The following is a 14,812-nucleotide window of genomic DNA, read 5'->3' as shown; positions in this document are numbered from 1 at the left end:
GCCCCTACGGCACCACCCGCACGATCCCGACCGCGCTGCTCGTGCCGTTACGTGCCGAGCCCCCAACGACGATGAGGCCATCGGGCCGGATCGCGATCGCTTCGGCGGCATCGTTCGCGGCGAAGAAATCGATGATGAGTCGACCGTCGGTGCCGAAGTCCGTGTCCGGCGATCCGTCGACCTCGTAACGCAAGATGGCGAAATCGAGCACTGTCTGCCCGGACGTGTACGCGGACCCTGTCACGACAATTCGTCCGTCGGACTGAACCGCCACCGCTTGCGCAACATCACTCTGACCGATGAAGTCCGCCGTCACGAGGCCATCCGCATCGAAGCTCACGTCGCGGCTGCCGTTCGTATTCAGTCGCGCCAGGAGGAAATCCGCGGCTGCGGGCGAGAGATGTCCTGTGATCAGCAACCTTCCATCCGGCTGCAATGTGACGCTGGTTGCCTCATCCCAGCCCCCTGTCCCCGTGAAATCGATGCGTGTCGTTCCCCCGGTACCGAAGCTCGTGTCGATTGCGCCAGTCGCAAGGAATCGCGCGACACCCACATCGGGCGATGTCGTACCGTCGGGCGCGGAACGTCCCGCTACAACGATCGCACCATCCGCTTGCAGCGCCGCTCCGTAGCCGAAATCGGTCCCCGCGAGGCTCACCGTGCTCCGGCCGTTCGTGCCAAACGTCATGTCGATCGCACCGGTGCTCGTCAACCGCACGACGGCGAACTCATGCCGCGCTCCGATGTTTGCGTGCCCTGCGACCACAAGCTGTCCATCCGGCTGCAGCAGTACCTTGTATGCACGATCGGTGCTGCCCGCGAAATCGATGTACGTCTCCGCGCTGGTGCCAAACGTCGTATCGCGCGTTCCGTCGGCGTTGAAACGCACGACACCGAAGTCATAGTTGAAGAGACCGGCGCTGGTCCTGCCGTTCTGCGCGAAGCCGGCCACGACGATGCGGCCATCCGGCTGCACGACGAGGGAGTTCAATTCGTCCCCGCCGCCGCTGCTGAAGTCGACGGGCACTTCACCGCCCGAACCGAAGGCACTGTCGCGACTACCGTCCGTGTTGTAGCGCGCGAGCGCACGGTTGCTCAGGGCGAGAATCCGTCCGTCGGGCTGCAGGACCATCGCCACCGCGCCACCGCTCAGACCCGTCACGACCTTGCCATTCGAACCGAAGGTGAGATCGAGCGATCCGGTGGCCTGTGGCGTCGTGCAGGAAACCGCGACGTCCTTGATATTCGCTCCCTGCAAGGTGCCCGACGCGTTCGTCACGCTGCAGACCTGGATCGGATTCGTCGGCTGCGTCTTCACGCGAACCTCGTAGTCCATACCGGTCGCATAGTTGTAATCGAAGATGAATGTGTTGCCGGATGCTTCGACATCGATGCCGGTGCGCACATCTTCGAGCACGAGCCCGCTGCCGCTGAGACCCGAGATCACACCGCCCACACTGTACGTCTCGGGCGGAGGTGTTTCATCGTCGAGTATCGTGATGATCGCCGTGTCCGGTGTGCCAACGTTCGCGCAGTTGTTTACTGCTTCAAGTTCGATCTCGATCGTGTTCGCGCCCGAGAAAGTGTCGTCGTTGACGATCGGAATCGTGACCGCGCGTGGCGTCGTGTCGCCGTCCCCGAAGACGACGAAGTGGGAAACAGGTGTGTAGTGACCACCGGGAACCGCGGTGCCCCCTGTTGTCGTCGCCACTCTCGCTACAACCTTGCCCTTGCTTCCGCCCGTGCGCGTCACAAGGATGTCGTTGCTGTTGTTGCGGAACTCAGGCAACCCATAAGCCGCGGCATTGAACTGCAGCGTTCCGGATTCTTCATCGGCATCGGCGCCGCAGTCCGGCTCGTCCTGGAAGAGTGCGCCGGCGAGCACCTTCGGTTTGGGCAGCGCCTGCAGACCCTCTGCTTCCCATTCGAGCCCTGTCGAGTCGGCGGGATCGCGCAAGCGAGCGGAAACGAACGATTCCCGGCCGCGACGATTGTGGGCGAACGCGATCGCGTTCGCTTCGATGTAGAACGACGTTCCGATCGGCAGCCGCGACAGGTCGATCTCGACATTCACGGGCTCCTTGAGCGTCACCTTCGCATCCGTGCTGGCGGCCGCGCCGGAGGCAACCGTGAACTCGAAATGATCCGCCTTGAATACCGGAATGATGTCGTAAAGCTCGAGGACCTCCTGCGCGGGGCCGGGCAACGAGCCATCCATGTATTCGTGGCGATAGACGACGTCCGTCTGGACTTCGGCGCGCCAGTTTTCCTGCCAGCCCCAGAGACGCAGCGCGCCCTGGTGAGCTTCGAGCACCTCGAAGTCGTCGGGCACTTCGATGCCGGGATCGGGATTGAGACCGGGCCCTGCGTTGATCACCACGGCCGCGATGGTGATTTCCACTTCGCCGAAGACTTCGTCTTTGCAGACGTCCGCCGGCCCGGTGCCCGGCGCCCAGGGGCACTCGGAAAAAACCGGCATCGAACCGTTGTTGTCGATGGCCTCGATCAGCGCCTGTGTGATCTGGAAACGCAGCGTCGCGCCCGCTTCGTTCTTGCGGAATGCCTGGAACAGATTGAAACGGGTCTCGCCGCCGACACGATCAGCCGGGCGAGATACCTCGCCTCGCGGCGCTTCCGCTTCGACCCAGTAGGTCTTGCCGCTGGCGGTCGCGAACACTTCGCCCGAGGCAGTGAGGTCGTGTCCCAGCGGCGCGATGGACAGCGGGCCGAAGTCGATGTCGTCATCGACGGCGCCGATGTGCTCACCGACCGTCTTGATCGGCGCGCTCTGGTCGTCTGCCGTGTGCGCGATGAATTGCCACGACGGCGACGGACGCTGAAGCGCCACTACGAACCAGGAGAAGCCGCTCACCTGCCCGACCATCGTGTTGCCGCTGACCGTGGCGTTCGGCACGATTTCCCATTCGGTGGTCGCAGCGTTGGTCTTGAACAGCGCTGCGGTTTCGCCGGCCGGCACCCGGCTCGCGTCGAATGGCACCGTAACCGACACCGGGGACGCGAACGCCGTGCCGTGCGGTGTGAATTCGTAGACCTGCCCGACAGCACTCATGCCATCGCCCAGAGTTGGCGCGCCGTTGCTCGACGCAGAGATGGCTATCGATACGTTCTGAGTCAGCGCGCCCGCAGGCACCACGATCTGCGCGCCACCAGGGCCGGTAACCGTTCCGCCTGCAGCCCCGACGCCGCCAGGGGTAGTGCCACCGCCTGGGCTACCGCCGCCACCTCCGTTGCTGTTGTCGTCGTCGCCCCCACCGCACGCCGACAACGAGAGCATTGCCGCTGCGACTCCCACCCAAAGCCATCGACGGATTTTCATGTGCCTGCCCCGAACGAGTGTTGTTCTTGTCAGGGCAACGGATTGCGGCCGCGAATCCGGACATGGGCGAAAACAATCTTGCGGCGTTTACGTCAGATCCGCGTTACGAGTTCGCGGTCATTCAGTATCGGCGAATGCGACAGTGTGCGTCGGGCACGATCGAGTACGTCCGCCGCCTCGGGGCCGCGACCAAGAGTACGAAGACAGCGACCCAGCCACAGAGCGGCCTCGCCCGCCCAGCGACTCTGATCGTCAAAGTCACGCCAGAACTGATCCGCTTCGATCAGCAACGGCAGCGCCTCATCCGCACGACCAGCATCGAGATGCAATCGCGCCCGACCGACGAGGGCATCAGCTTGCGCAGGCGTCATTTCCGACTGGCTTTCACGAAAGCCGGATAGCGCCTGATCGAGCATCGAGGCCGCTTCCGCTGCACCGGTCTCCACGCGTGCGAGCCCTACCTGCATCTGTACTCGTGCCAGTTCCGCAGCGGTTCCATCGCCGCCGTTCAGCAGCGCCAATGCCTCTTCTGCCCGGGCCAACGCGCGCGCATGGCGACCTGCCAGGCGCTCGAGGTCGCCTGCGATATAGAAAGGACGAGCGGACGGCTTCTGAGTTCTTCGAGCGTCGGCAAGGACTGCATCAATGAGCGCGCGTCCTTCGTCGACTCGCCCGCTCAGTCCCAATGCGAGTGCATGACTCGCCCGCGCGCCGACGGCGTTGGGATGGGTGTCACCGAACAACCGCTTCGCCGCTTCCTGAATCTGCGCAGTCGCTGGCAATGCTTCTTCGCCGCGCCTCGCCGCCAGCAACGCCTGTGTCTTTGCGTTCAACGCCGCCGCATAGTTGAAAGTATCCGGCTCCGCATGTTCCTTCATGATGTCGAAGGCACGCGTGCTGCTGACTACCGCGGCCTGGATCGATCCTAGCTGCAGGTGATACTGCGTGATGTTCTGCAAATGAAATCCGACTGTACGCGCGGTGGGCCCGTACAACTTCTCCGCATCGCGGGTCGCCAGCGAGAGCTGTTCGACTCCGCCCGCTACATCACCCGCTTCGGCCAGCGCGCGTCCGTACTCTGCCCGCGCGAAAATCGCCATTGCGTGCTGCCCATCGGGGAACAGCTTCAACGCGAGGTCTCTGCCTCGCTCAGCCGTTCGCAGCGCTTCCGCATGCTTGTCCTGGCGGCGATAGGCTGTCGACAGTACGCCAAGCGCACGCAATGATTCCGGATGCTGCGCTCCGAACGAAGCTTCCGCCCTCGTCAGCGCTTGCATCGCTGCGGCTTCCGCATCCTCGTAGCGGTGCGCATCGATGGCCTGGTCCGCGCGAATCCGCCAGAGCTCGATCAGTTCCTCACCGAATGCCGACTCGTCTCGCGTCATCACCTGCATCAATGCATCGATCTCGCCACCCGCCTCCTGCGTTCGTCCTCGATACATGTGAGCCCAGACCATCAGGATGCGGGCACGGACAGTCAGCGGATGATCTGAGCCGAGCGACTGCGTCCCCTCGTCCACTGCACGTCGTGCAACGTTCTCGAGCGCATCAGTGTCATCCAGGCTGAGAAGGCCCGAACCGATCAGGGTCAGCAGTTCGACCCGCACCGCCGGCTCTGCTTCGAGCGCGTCCACCCGATTGCTGGCCTGCTTCAGCAGTTCGAGCACGGAGGCGGGCCGGCTCTGGTCGCTGTCGAGATTCGCTTCCTGAAAGATGGTCGCGATGAACTCACGCACTTCCTCGGCTCTGCGACCTTCCGCAACCGCCGCCCGCGCCTGCCAGAGTGCAACGATCGCACCGACCAGTACCGCGATGCTCGCAACCGTGACAACCATCGCTGTGACGCGATTGCGGGCGATCAGGCGACTCACGCGGTACCACGTGCTCTGAGGCCGTGCGAGAACAGGCAATCGTCGCAGATGACGAATGACGTCATCCGAGAAAGCATTCACGGTCGCATAACGATCTTCGGGTTGCTTCCTCAGCGCCTTGAGCACGATCGTGTCGAGATCGCCACGCAGGGCTTTCTGCATTCCAGGAGGGGCGACACCGCTCATTCGCACTGGCTCCACCTCGAGAATCGCCTCCTCGAGAGCACCGCGCGACTCGCGGGACAGCCGATATGGCCGCGTCTGGGCCAGCAGTTCGTAGAGCACGACGCCGAGAGAATAGATGTCAGAGGCGATGGTCAGCGACTGACCCAGGATCTGCTCCGGCGATGCGTAGTCGGGCGTAAGCGCGCGACCCGACAATTCCGTGAGGCGAGTCATTTCCGCGCGACCGTCGTCGAGCAACTTGGCGACACCGAAGTCGAGCAGCCGCACTTCACCGTCGCGCGTGACGAGGATATTGGCCGGCTTGAGATCACGATGAATGACGAGCTTCGCGTGCGCGTAGGCGACGGCCGCCGCGACTTGCAGAAACAGGCGCAACCGCCCCTGAACATCCAGGGCCTGCTCGCGACAATAACGATCGATCCGCACGCCCTCGACGTACTCGAGCGCAAGGTAGGGCCGACCCTCCGGCGAAATCCCGGCGTCATACAGCCGCGCGATGTTCGGATGCACGAGCGTCGCCAGGATGTCGCGCTCGCGAACCATCCGCTCCGCGAGTCCGATGCGGGCCGACATGACATGCGGCAGCTTGAGTGCGACGGGCCGACGGACCGAGTCGTCGGTTCTTTCGGCGAGCCAGACGGAACCCATTCCACCGGCGCCGAGTTCGCGCGTCAGCCTGTACGGACCGATGCAGCGACCCGCGTGGTCCGCGGCATCGGTAACGGAATCGCTCGAGCCTGAGCTGACGGCAGGCAGGCTGTTCAGGAAGTCACGGGTCTCGACGCTGCTCGCCCGCGACAGCAGGTCACGCAGGTCCGGCTTCAGCGCATCGAACGACGAATCGAGCGCCTCGATCCAGCGATCGCGCTCGGCAGGCGGGAGGTCGAGCGCTGCGTCGAGCAACCGACTGAGCTGCGGCCACTGCCCCCGATCGATCGACATGCGAATCATGAACGCTCCCAACGGAACGCGAACGACAGATTCCTTATCAACGCTTTTCGCCGGCGGAACCGGACACGCAACTCAACGTGACAGCGCCTTGGCGAGAAGCAGGCGTGCTTTTTCCCAGTCGCGGCGCACCGTTCGATCCGTCACGCCGAACGCTTCCGCGATCTCGTTCTCCGTCATCCCGGCGAAGTAGCGCATCTCGACGATCCGCGCCATGCGTTCGTCGTAGGTCGCCAGTTCTTCCAGGGCTTCGTGAACCTTGAGGATCTCCTCCTCACCAGCTGCCGCCGTGTCTGCGACATGCGTATCGAGCGTCACCTGCTGAGCATCGCCGCCACGGCGCTCCGCCTGGCGTTCGCGGACGAAATCGACGACGACGGAGCGCATGACGTTCGCTGCATAGCGCATGAAATGCTGCCGGTCGTTCAACTTGAGCGCACCGGTGTGAATGAACCGCAGATAGGACTCGTGGACCAGCGATGTCGTATCGAGCAGCAAACCTCGCGCATGCGGTGTGAGCCGCGTGCGGGCGAGGCGTCGCAACTCCGGATAGGTGGCATCGAAGACGCGGCTGAGCGCATTGGAATCGCCTTCCCTCGCGAGTCGAATCAGGTCCGTCAGCGATTCCGGAGTGTCCATGGCGGCATTGTGCGCCCTGGATCGCGATCAGGAAATTCCCCCGAAGGGCACTTGCGCCCCCATCCGACTATGATGCGGCGCTGTGAACGCCATCCTGCCCCGCCTGGTCCTCGACACCAACGTCGTTCTCGATTGCCTGGTCTTCCGCGACCCGGCGACGCGCGACCTGATGACCGCGATCGAAGCCCGGCAAGTGCAGGTGATCGTTCACCAACTCGCGATCGACGAGCTCGAACGCGTGCTGACTTATTCGCAGTTCCGGCTGGCAGCGGACGCACAGCGACTGGTGCTCGATCGCTATCTCGCGGCAGCAACACAGATGGAGATGCCGACAGGCTTCAGTCGCGAAGCACTCTTGCTGCCACCGGGCTTCCCACCATGTCGCGACACCGACGACGAACCGTTTCTCGCCCTCGCCTACCACGCGCGAGCGGACGGCCTGGTGACAAAGGACAAAGCGGTGCTGAAGCTGCGGAGAAAGGCGATGAAGTTCGGGGTCAGGATCCTGGCGTCATACGAACACTTCGATACACCGGCACCGCCGCCCGGAAATCGACCGCCTCACCTTCGGCGGTGAAGAACAGGCCGGGCTCGTGCTCCGTCAGACGAGTATCGTTGAGGTACAGGTATCCGTTCCTGCGGCGGATCAAGATCTCGTCGGCGGGTTGCCCCCATCGCTCGAGCCGATAATTGCCGAGATACGGTTGCCACTCGGGCTTGTCCGGCCCTGGCGGGTCGCGTTCGCTGTCGTTGTAGTCCAGGCTCGCCTCGCTGAACCAGCATTCGAGATGAGCCGGCGCGAAGCCGGTTGCCGGCATGTAGCGATACATTGCCGCATCACCTTGTGGAGCGGCGACGAACATTTCATCAGGCGACATGAAGCGCATGGGCAACGCCGAGTTGCCGTTGCGCAGAACGAGCGATCCGTCTTTGACTTCGATCTCGGCAGGCCCGCCACGACCCACATAGCGGCCTGCGAACTTCTGCAGCCACGCATCCGGCAGCACGGCCACCGGGAGATCGTCAGCCGCGAGTCGCGGTGTGGCTGCACCGAAGCGACGGGTGAGCAGCTCGTCGATGAGCTTTGAGCCGAAGCCATACGCGGCCGAGACCGGCCGATTGAACATCGCGACCCAAGCGAGACCTGCAATCGGGCAGTACTGAAACACGCAACCGAAGCCAAAGCCGCCGCCGGCGTGACTCAACATGCGAACGTCGGTGCTGCCATAGCGTGATTCCTTGCGAATGACGCCCAGACTGTAGTCGCCGCCGAAAGGGAACCCGTGCATCTCGTCCCAGAGTGCCTCCTGAAGCAGCGGCGCACCGTTCAAACGACCTCGATTCAAATGGAGCATCGAATACGCAGCGATGTCCCGCGCACTGGTGTAGACGCCGCCAGATGGAATCAACGGCGTCTTCAAGGGCACCGTCGCATGATCTTTCTGATGACCCACCGCGCGATTCGAGCGGCTGGCGTACTCATCGGTCGCGACCGTGCTGCCCTTCATCCCGAGCGGCTCGAAGATCAGCCTGCGCACACACTCCGCGAACGGCATGCCCATGCGCAACTGCAGGATGTAGCCGGCCAGGTCGAACCCGAGATTGGAATAGCGGTAGCGCTCGCCGACCGGAAAACGCAACCACGTCTGTGAAATGCTGCGGACGTGCGCCTCGAAGCTCTCGAACGCCGGATCGTAGTTGTTGCCGACGGGCGCCTCGTGGGTGAATCCAGCGCGATTGGACAGCAACAGGCGCAGGGTCATCTTCTCCTGCGGTCGCGCCTCGAATCGGCTGTTGACCTTGAAGTCCGGCAGGTACGCGGTGACCGGCTTGTCGAGATCGAGAAGCCCTCGCTGAACAGCCATCATGACCGCCGTCGCGGTGAAATTCTTCGACGTGGACTGGATGCTGAAGATCGTGTCGGACCCGACGCTGCGCCCCGCGTTGCGATCAGTGACACCGAAGCCCTCGGTCCAGATCGGCATGCCGTCGTGGATCAGGCAGACGGCGACACCGGGAATATCTGCACCAGCCATCGAGTCGACAATGCGCTTGCGTTCGGCGTCGATGAGGGCCTTCACGTCGTCGTCATGACTGCGCTCGCGCTCCGCCCGAGCAGGCACGGACGCTGCCGCCGCTGCAAGCCCCGTTCCCAGCATGAAAGAGCGCCGATTCCAGGTTTGCATGCGTTCAGCCCCGACCTTCATACCTGATCTCCTGTGCGCCGGCTTGCGCTCCAAGGACACGCCTGGGATCCGCCCGCCGACACTCGCGCGGGAAATATTTGTTCACAGTCTTTTTAACCCCGTTCCGATCGCTGCCGCTATAAACAAGCATTGATCGAATACGAAGGGACATCCAGTGGCCAGTGCGCCGGTCGAAGAAGGCCTGTTGAAAGAACGTCAAGCCGATACGGGGCCATCGGACGAGGCGTTGATGCAGCTCTACGCACAAGGCGATCAGGAAGCCTTTCGTACGCTGTATCTGCGACATCGCGGCCGCCTGCACCGATTCATCCGGCGCATCGCGCGAGACAAGTCGGTCGCCGACGAGGTTTTCCAGGAGACCTGGATCGCGATCATCGATGGCAGGTCCCGGTATGTCGCCACGGCGCGGTTCGTGACCTTCCTGTTCAGCATCGCGCAGAAGCGGCTGGCGCACCACCGCCGGCAGGGGCGCACGCAAGGATCGAACACCGAGGCATCGGCCGACCTGGGAGAGTCAACCGCACTGGCTCAATCGAGTGATGAGCCGGATCGCAGCGCAGAGAACGAGTCGTTGGGACGGGCCCTGTTGCACGCAGTGGAACAGCTTCCAATCGAGCAGCGAGAAGCCTTTCTCCTGAAGGCGGAAGGTGACCTGACCGTGACAGAGATCGCCGAGGTGACGGGCGTTGGCAGCGAGACGGCAAAGAGCCGGCTGCGATACGCGTTCAACCGGCTTCGCCACGAACTGAGGACCTGGAGATGAAGGAAACCGAAGACGGACACGACGTCATCTCGCGATACCGCACCGTTGCGCGGGAAGTACCCGACGAGACCGTGGATGAGCGAATCCTCGGTATCTCAGTTGCCCGCACCCGGCCGAAGGCGGCGGCGCGAACCTGGTACGCACTTGCGGCCTCCGTCGTGGCGGCGGTCATTGCGATCGGCCTGCATCAGGCAGGGACGCAGCGCGACGTCATCGTCACCGGTGCAACGGATACGTTCGGCCTCATCGAAGGAAACTCGCGCGCTTTCCTGCTGGGGCAAACAGGGGCCGAGGGTGTGGGCCCAGGCGATTCACTTTTTGTTCGGATGGAAGACAACTCGGAGGAAGATTGAAATGAAGCTCTGGAAACGAATCACGGCAGTGGCTGTTCTCTGCTCTCTTGGAGCCGCATTGGGCTCAGCCGTTGCGGCTACTCCCGCCGGCTGGTTCGTCGCAGGAAACGCGCCGAAGGACTATGAGTTCGGAACGGATCCCTCTGCCCGCCCGGACGGGGGCAAGGCGGCGTACATCAAATCGGTCGTGGGGGACTCATCGGGATTCGGGACGTTGATGCAGAACGTCTCCCCCGAAAGCTATGCGGGATCGCGGGTTCGTCTTTCGGCAGTGATGCGGACGAAGGACGCGAATCGTGCCCAGATGTGGCTGCGAGTCGACGGCGCCGATCGAAAAGTCATGGGGTTCGACAACATGGATTCACGCCCAGTCACCGGGACGACGCAATGGCGACGGTATGAGATCGTTGTGGACGTTCCGGCTGCCGCGAAGAACATCGCATTCGGATTCTTCCTGTTCGGCACGGGAACCGTGTGGGCAGACGACTTCGCCCTGGAAGTCGTCGATCGGACCGTCCCCTTGACCACCTCCGGGCCTCCGGAGGTGGCACTGCCCAAGTCACCGGTGAATTCGAGCTTCGAGGATTGACGAGCTATTTGCGCGGGTACGGCCGCCCGTCCCGATGCGCATAACCCACATCACCCTTGGGCGCATGCATATCGATATCTGAGTAGAAAACTTCGTCATCCGCGGGTCGACGCGTGCCGACCTCGAGAACGGTTGCCGAACGCGCTGATCGATTCTGCAAATGGTGGCCGTCGGGTGCACCCGCCGGGAAGCCAGCGCAATCGCCCGCGCTCAGAAGATCCTCGCCCGCATCGGTTACGAGCACGACCTCTCCGTCCAGCACAAAGACAAATTCGTCCTCGATCGTGTGCCAGTGTCTCTGACTCGACCATGCACCTGGCGGCAGCGTCAGCAGATTCACTCCGAATTGCGTGAGACCGGCCGCATCGCCGAGTCGACGTCGAAGTCGTTCGCGACAGGGCTCATCGAAGGGCGCCGGATAGCCCGAACCTTGCGCGCGCGAAACCTGATTCATGTCGATCTTGTGCTTCATGGTCACTCCCGGTCCACTTCCGCGACCGCCCGTCTTACTACATCCGCATCCCGCTTCGGATACAAGCGCAGGATCTGCCTTGGCGGACTGGTCAAACCGCTTTCCAGCACTTCGAGCGTCCACGATGTGTTCTGCTCGCCCGGGCCATCGATCGATTCGCCGGATTCGAACCGCGGGCGGGAATCGATCAGGTAGAGCGTCACGTTGCGCAGATACCCATCCACCTCCTGCGGCGAGTAGCTCTCGGGAAAGATGGCTTCGATATCCATCGCATCGAACTGAGCGTTGCCCACCGTGTCCATGAGCATCAGCTCCCCCAGGTTGAAGAAGCGGATGTTCGACCAGAGCGGCAGCGCGATGACTTTGTCCGCAACGCAGGCGTTCCACATTTCAGAGAAGCTCTCGCGGTCCCTCAGCACTTCGCCGTTGGGATTGAAGTAACAGAGCACACCGGGCGCCTCCAGCGCAGCCACCACGATACGTCCGACAAAGTCGAGCTCATCGAGCGCGTCGTAGTTCTCCGGTAGCACTGGCGCATCCTGATTTGCGCCGAAGGCATAGCTGAGCCGGATACGAATGAAGCCAGCGTGTCCGTCGGCAATGCTGCTCGCCGGCTCCCACGCCCATGCGTGCTGCCCCGCGCGTCGCAAGCCGTGCGGATACGCCCAAGGCCCGAAGTGTCCCATCGACCACGCGCCGAACGTCATCGTGTCCGCTTTAGGATCGCCCATCGTATCCGGCCACTTCTCATTCACGAGATCGACCGCGACGTAGCCATTGATCTCAGGTCGATACGGCACCACGAGCGTCGCGCCGCCAAGCTGCCAGTGTTCCGAGCCTTCCGTTTCCCTGGCGATGTTGAAGCCGCGCTTCTGCAACGCAGCCCTCACGTCACGCACGGTGGTGCTGCCATCGGTGAGGAGAGTGACTCCCTGGCTGTAGAAACCTTTAGGCATGAGGGGACCGATAGCTTTGACCTCCCGGATAGCAGCGGATATCGGGAAGCCGGTCAAGCACAGACTGATACGAATGAAGGTCGCGCGCGAGATGTACGCGACTACTTTGATCTGCCGAAGGAGCCGGCGTTCATTATGTAAGGGCTGATCGCGATCAATCCCGTGCCCGGGCCAGCGCCAGAAAAAATCCATCAAGCGTGACGCACTTCAACTGCCGCTCGTTGACGGCGCAACGTCGCCATGAGGAAATCCCCTACCTATGGCACATCAAAGCAAGTACGCGAAGCACGCACTGGCAGGGGGCGCGGAGCGCATCAACTTCCTGAACAAGTGCATCATGGAAGGCATGACGGATTACGTCTTCGAATTCCTCGTATCGGAATATCGAACGACACCGAGCAAGAAGAAGGCCATCGCCATCTACGACCTGTTCTGCTCGCCGAACGCGCCCTACCGCATCAACTGCGACGAGCTGCTGCCGCCGAAGAATCCGCAACTGAGCGGCATGATCGACTGGTACCGCGAGCAGCGCCAGGCAGCGCAGCAGATGAACTTCCTCAAGCGGATTGCTACGTCCAGCAATCGCACTCCCGTACGGGAACAGTTCGACTTCCTGTTGCCGGCTGTCTTTCGACAGGAAGACAACAACGCCATGCGCATTGCGGTCGACGAGGCCAGCAAGGGCGTCAAGCGTCCGACGAGCGGTGCGCAGAAGAGCTTCGTCAATTCCTGGCTCCAGGCCCGCAGGCAATTGCTCGATGCCGGCTTCTCATCCATGCAGGGCACCTGGGGACCGTAGCCGCGGGCTCCGCCGGACGGCACAGCACGACAGCTCAATACTTCGCCCAGGTACGTGGCTGATCCTGCCGTACCTGTTACCCGTCATGCGGGTCGTGCTGGCTTCGGCATCAAGGATCATCGCATCGGCGCGAACCTCGTCCGACGCGATCTATCGAAGGGCCTCCGCTAGCGGGTCTGACGTTGCCCACGCGCCCCCTGCCCCGCACCTTCCCTTACTACGTACTCACACGGAGAAGCAGAACGCTTAATAGTCAGTGCGTCCGGCGGAAAACGACAACAAGGTGCGACGTGCCCGCGAAACCCCGAATCATCAACCAGAACTGGTGGATCACCACCCTCATGATCAAGGGGCACAAGTACTGTCCGCCCCTGACGAAAGACATCAAATGCGACGTCCTGATCGTCGGCGGAGGATTCAGCGGCATCAGCGCCGCCGCGGAGTTCCTGGCCCAGGGGCTGAAGGTCGTCCTGATCGAGAAGAACATCGTCGGCGGCAGCTCTTCGGGGCGAAGCGCGGGCTTTCTCACTCCGGACAGTGAGCTCGAACTTCATCAATTGGTTCGCCGCTACGGCACTAAGGCAGCGGGCGAGATCTGGGATGCGCCCTTGCGGGGCATCGAACGACTTGTCGACACCATCAAGAAGCACGATATCCAGTGCGGATTGCTCAAGCAGGACTCTCTGTTCCTCGGCCTCGGCTCTGGCGGCAAAGACGCCGTGGCCTCGGAAATCGAATGTCGTGAAAGCGTCGGCTTCTCCGATCAGCGCGCGTACGACGAAACGCAACTCAAAGGGATACTGGGCGCGCAGGGGTATGCGGCGGGTGTGCGGTACGGCGGCACATACGGCGTCAACCCGCTGGCTTGTCTGCAGGGCATCAAGGACCTGCTCGTCGACAACGGCATGCAGATCTTCGAGAGCACTGCCATGGAACGGCTGGAAGGCCACACAGCGTATACGCACGGGGGCAGTGTCACCGCGGACAGCATCATCATCGCCGTGGACAAACTGACCAGCTCCATCAGCCCGTTCGCGGACGAAGCGTTCCATGCGCAGACGTTCCTGAGCGTCACTGAACCGCTCACCGACAAGGAACTGCGCATTCTCTTTCCGTCAGGCGAGCAGATGCAGTGCTGGGATTCGAAACTCGTATATTCGTATTTTCGGCTGACGGCCGACAACCGCCTGTTGCTGGGCGGCGGAACGCCGGTCACCACGTTTCTGACGGACGCCTATAACAATCCCGGCATCATCAGGCGGGTCATCAAGGATTTTCAGAGTCACTTCCCCGAACTGAAGACGCTCTCCTTCATGCAGTTCTGGCCCGGCCAGATCGACATGACGAGAGATCTGCTGCCGGTGATTGCACGACCACCCGGCCAGGAACACGTGCGTTTCATCCTGGGCTGCGTCGGAATTCCCTGGGCGACGTTCTGCGGCAGCTTCGCAGCGAGAAATGTCCTGGGCGATGCGACGGAGGACTACAAGAAGTACTTCAACTACTTCTCCAATCACCGCGCTTTCGCGCTGCCCAGCAGCCTGGGGAAGATCATCGGCAAACCGATGCTGTTCTCACTGGCCAATACGTGGGCGAAGTTCTTTCAGAAAGACACGCTGCGTGCGCACTCCGAAGCTGAGAAGGAATTCTGAACCTACAGTCACCCACACTCGAGCGCGCGGCAAACCTCCT

At 62.4% G+C, this 14,812-nt stretch carries 12 protein-coding genes; 6 read left to right on the top strand and 6 right to left on the bottom strand.

Annotation, left to right across the window (positions count from 1 at the left end):
* Positions 1–4: 4 nt before the first annotated feature.
* The 3 genes from HNQ60_RS14125 to HNQ60_RS14115 form a co-directional block, all read right to left on the bottom strand.
* Positions 5–3,337, bottom strand: a complete 3,333-nt coding sequence (locus tag HNQ60_RS14125; protein WP_184332835.1) for a Calx-beta domain-containing protein — start codon at positions 3,335–3,337, stop codon at positions 5–7.
* A 92-nt stretch (positions 3,338–3,429) separates the two neighbouring features.
* Positions 3,430–6,345 (bottom strand): serine/threonine-protein kinase, encoded by a 2,916-nt coding sequence (locus tag HNQ60_RS14120; protein ID WP_184332833.1) that lies wholly within the window; start codon positions 6,343–6,345, stop codon positions 3,430–3,432.
* Between the two features lie 72 nt (positions 6,346–6,417).
* Positions 6,418–6,981, bottom strand: a complete 564-nt coding sequence (locus tag HNQ60_RS14115; RefSeq protein ID WP_184332831.1) for an ECF-type sigma factor — start codon at positions 6,979–6,981, stop codon at positions 6,418–6,420.
* An 82-nt stretch (positions 6,982–7,063) separates the two neighbouring features.
* Between HNQ60_RS14115 and HNQ60_RS14110 the strand changes: the two genes are divergently transcribed.
* On the top strand, positions 7,064–7,558 hold the full coding sequence (locus HNQ60_RS14110) for a putative toxin-antitoxin system toxin component, PIN family (protein ID WP_184332829.1): 495 nt from the start codon (positions 7,064–7,066) through the stop codon (positions 7,556–7,558).
* Here HNQ60_RS14110 and HNQ60_RS14105 read toward each other — a convergent pair.
* Positions 7,479–9,188, bottom strand: a complete 1,710-nt coding sequence (locus HNQ60_RS14105) for a serine hydrolase domain-containing protein (RefSeq protein ID WP_184332827.1) — start codon at positions 9,186–9,188, stop codon at positions 7,479–7,481. The genes HNQ60_RS14110 and HNQ60_RS14105 overlap by 80 nt on opposite strands.
* Before the next feature lie 184 nt (positions 9,189–9,372).
* Between HNQ60_RS14105 and HNQ60_RS14100 the strand changes: the two genes are divergently transcribed.
* From HNQ60_RS14100 to HNQ60_RS14090, 3 genes are read left to right on the top strand one after another with little or no spacing between them, the layout of a single operon-like run.
* Positions 9,373–9,951, top strand: coding sequence for a sigma-70 family RNA polymerase sigma factor (locus tag HNQ60_RS14100; protein WP_221304202.1), 579 nt, complete (start codon positions 9,373–9,375; stop codon positions 9,949–9,951).
* On the top strand, positions 9,948–10,304 hold the full coding sequence (locus HNQ60_RS14095) for a hypothetical protein (RefSeq protein ID WP_184332825.1): 357 nt from the start codon (positions 9,948–9,950) through the stop codon (positions 10,302–10,304). Before HNQ60_RS14100 ends, HNQ60_RS14095 begins: the two co-directional genes overlap by 4 nt.
* A gap of 1 nt (position 10,305) precedes the next feature.
* Positions 10,306–10,893: a hypothetical protein gene (locus tag HNQ60_RS14090; RefSeq protein ID WP_184332823.1), complete on the top strand. Its 588-nt coding sequence runs from the start codon at positions 10,306–10,308 to the stop codon at positions 10,891–10,893.
* Positions 10,894–10,897: 4 nt separating this feature from the next.
* Here HNQ60_RS14090 and HNQ60_RS14085 read toward each other — a convergent pair whose 3' ends face one another.
* A complete protein-coding gene (locus HNQ60_RS14085; RefSeq protein WP_184332821.1) occupies positions 10,898–11,365 on the bottom strand; it encodes a cupin domain-containing protein in 468 nt (155 codons plus the stop codon).
* Between the two features lie 2 nt (positions 11,366–11,367).
* A complete protein-coding gene (locus HNQ60_RS14080; protein WP_184332819.1) occupies positions 11,368–12,321 on the bottom strand; it encodes a DUF4261 domain-containing protein in 954 nt (317 codons plus the stop codon).
* A gap of 259 nt (positions 12,322–12,580) precedes the next feature.
* Between HNQ60_RS14080 and HNQ60_RS14075 the strand changes: the two genes are divergently transcribed.
* A complete protein-coding gene (locus tag HNQ60_RS14075; RefSeq protein ID WP_184332817.1) occupies positions 12,581–13,120 on the top strand; it encodes a regulator of G-protein signaling domain-containing protein in 540 nt (179 codons plus the stop codon).
* Between the two features lie 290 nt (positions 13,121–13,410).
* A complete protein-coding gene (locus HNQ60_RS14070) occupies positions 13,411–14,772 on the top strand; it encodes an NAD(P)/FAD-dependent oxidoreductase (RefSeq protein WP_184332815.1) in 1,362 nt (453 codons plus the stop codon).
* Positions 14,773–14,812 lie beyond the last annotated feature (40 nt).

Source organism: Povalibacter uvarum (genome assembly GCF_014202975.1).
Classification (GTDB): domain Bacteria; phylum Pseudomonadota; class Gammaproteobacteria; order Steroidobacterales; family Steroidobacteraceae; genus Steroidobacter; species Steroidobacter uvarum.
Note: the sequence above shows the minus strand (reverse complement) of the source record. Positions and strands in the feature narration are given on the sequence as shown.

Bases quoted from the DNA above. Each gene is read 5' to 3' on its own strand.
- HNQ60_RS14125 (WP_184332835.1), bottom strand. From the start codon at position 3,337: ATGAAAATCCGTCGATGGCTTTGGGTGGGAGTCGCAGCGGCAATGCTC.
- HNQ60_RS14120 (WP_184332833.1), bottom strand. From the start codon at position 6,345: ATGATTCGCATGTCGATCGATCGGGGGCAGTGGCCGCAGCTCAGTCGG.
- HNQ60_RS14115 (WP_184332831.1), bottom strand. From the start codon at position 6,981: ATGGACACTCCGGAATCGCTGACGGACCTGATTCGACTCGCGAGGGAA.
- HNQ60_RS14105 (WP_184332827.1), bottom strand. From the start codon at position 9,188: ATGAAGGTCGGGGCTGAACGCATGCAAACCTGGAATCGGCGCTCTTTC.
- HNQ60_RS14095 (WP_184332825.1), top strand. From the start codon at position 9,948: ATGAAGGAAACCGAAGACGGACACGACGTCATCTCGCGATACCGCACC.
- HNQ60_RS14090 (WP_184332823.1), top strand. From the start codon at position 10,306: ATGAAGCTCTGGAAACGAATCACGGCAGTGGCTGTTCTCTGCTCTCTT.
- HNQ60_RS14085 (WP_184332821.1), bottom strand. From the start codon at position 11,365: ATGAAGCACAAGATCGACATGAATCAGGTTTCGCGCGCGCAAGGTTCG.
- HNQ60_RS14080 (WP_184332819.1), bottom strand. From the start codon at position 12,321: ATGCCTAAAGGTTTCTACAGCCAGGGAGTCACTCTCCTCACCGATGGC.
- HNQ60_RS14075 (WP_184332817.1), top strand. From the start codon at position 12,581: ATGGCACATCAAAGCAAGTACGCGAAGCACGCACTGGCAGGGGGCGCG.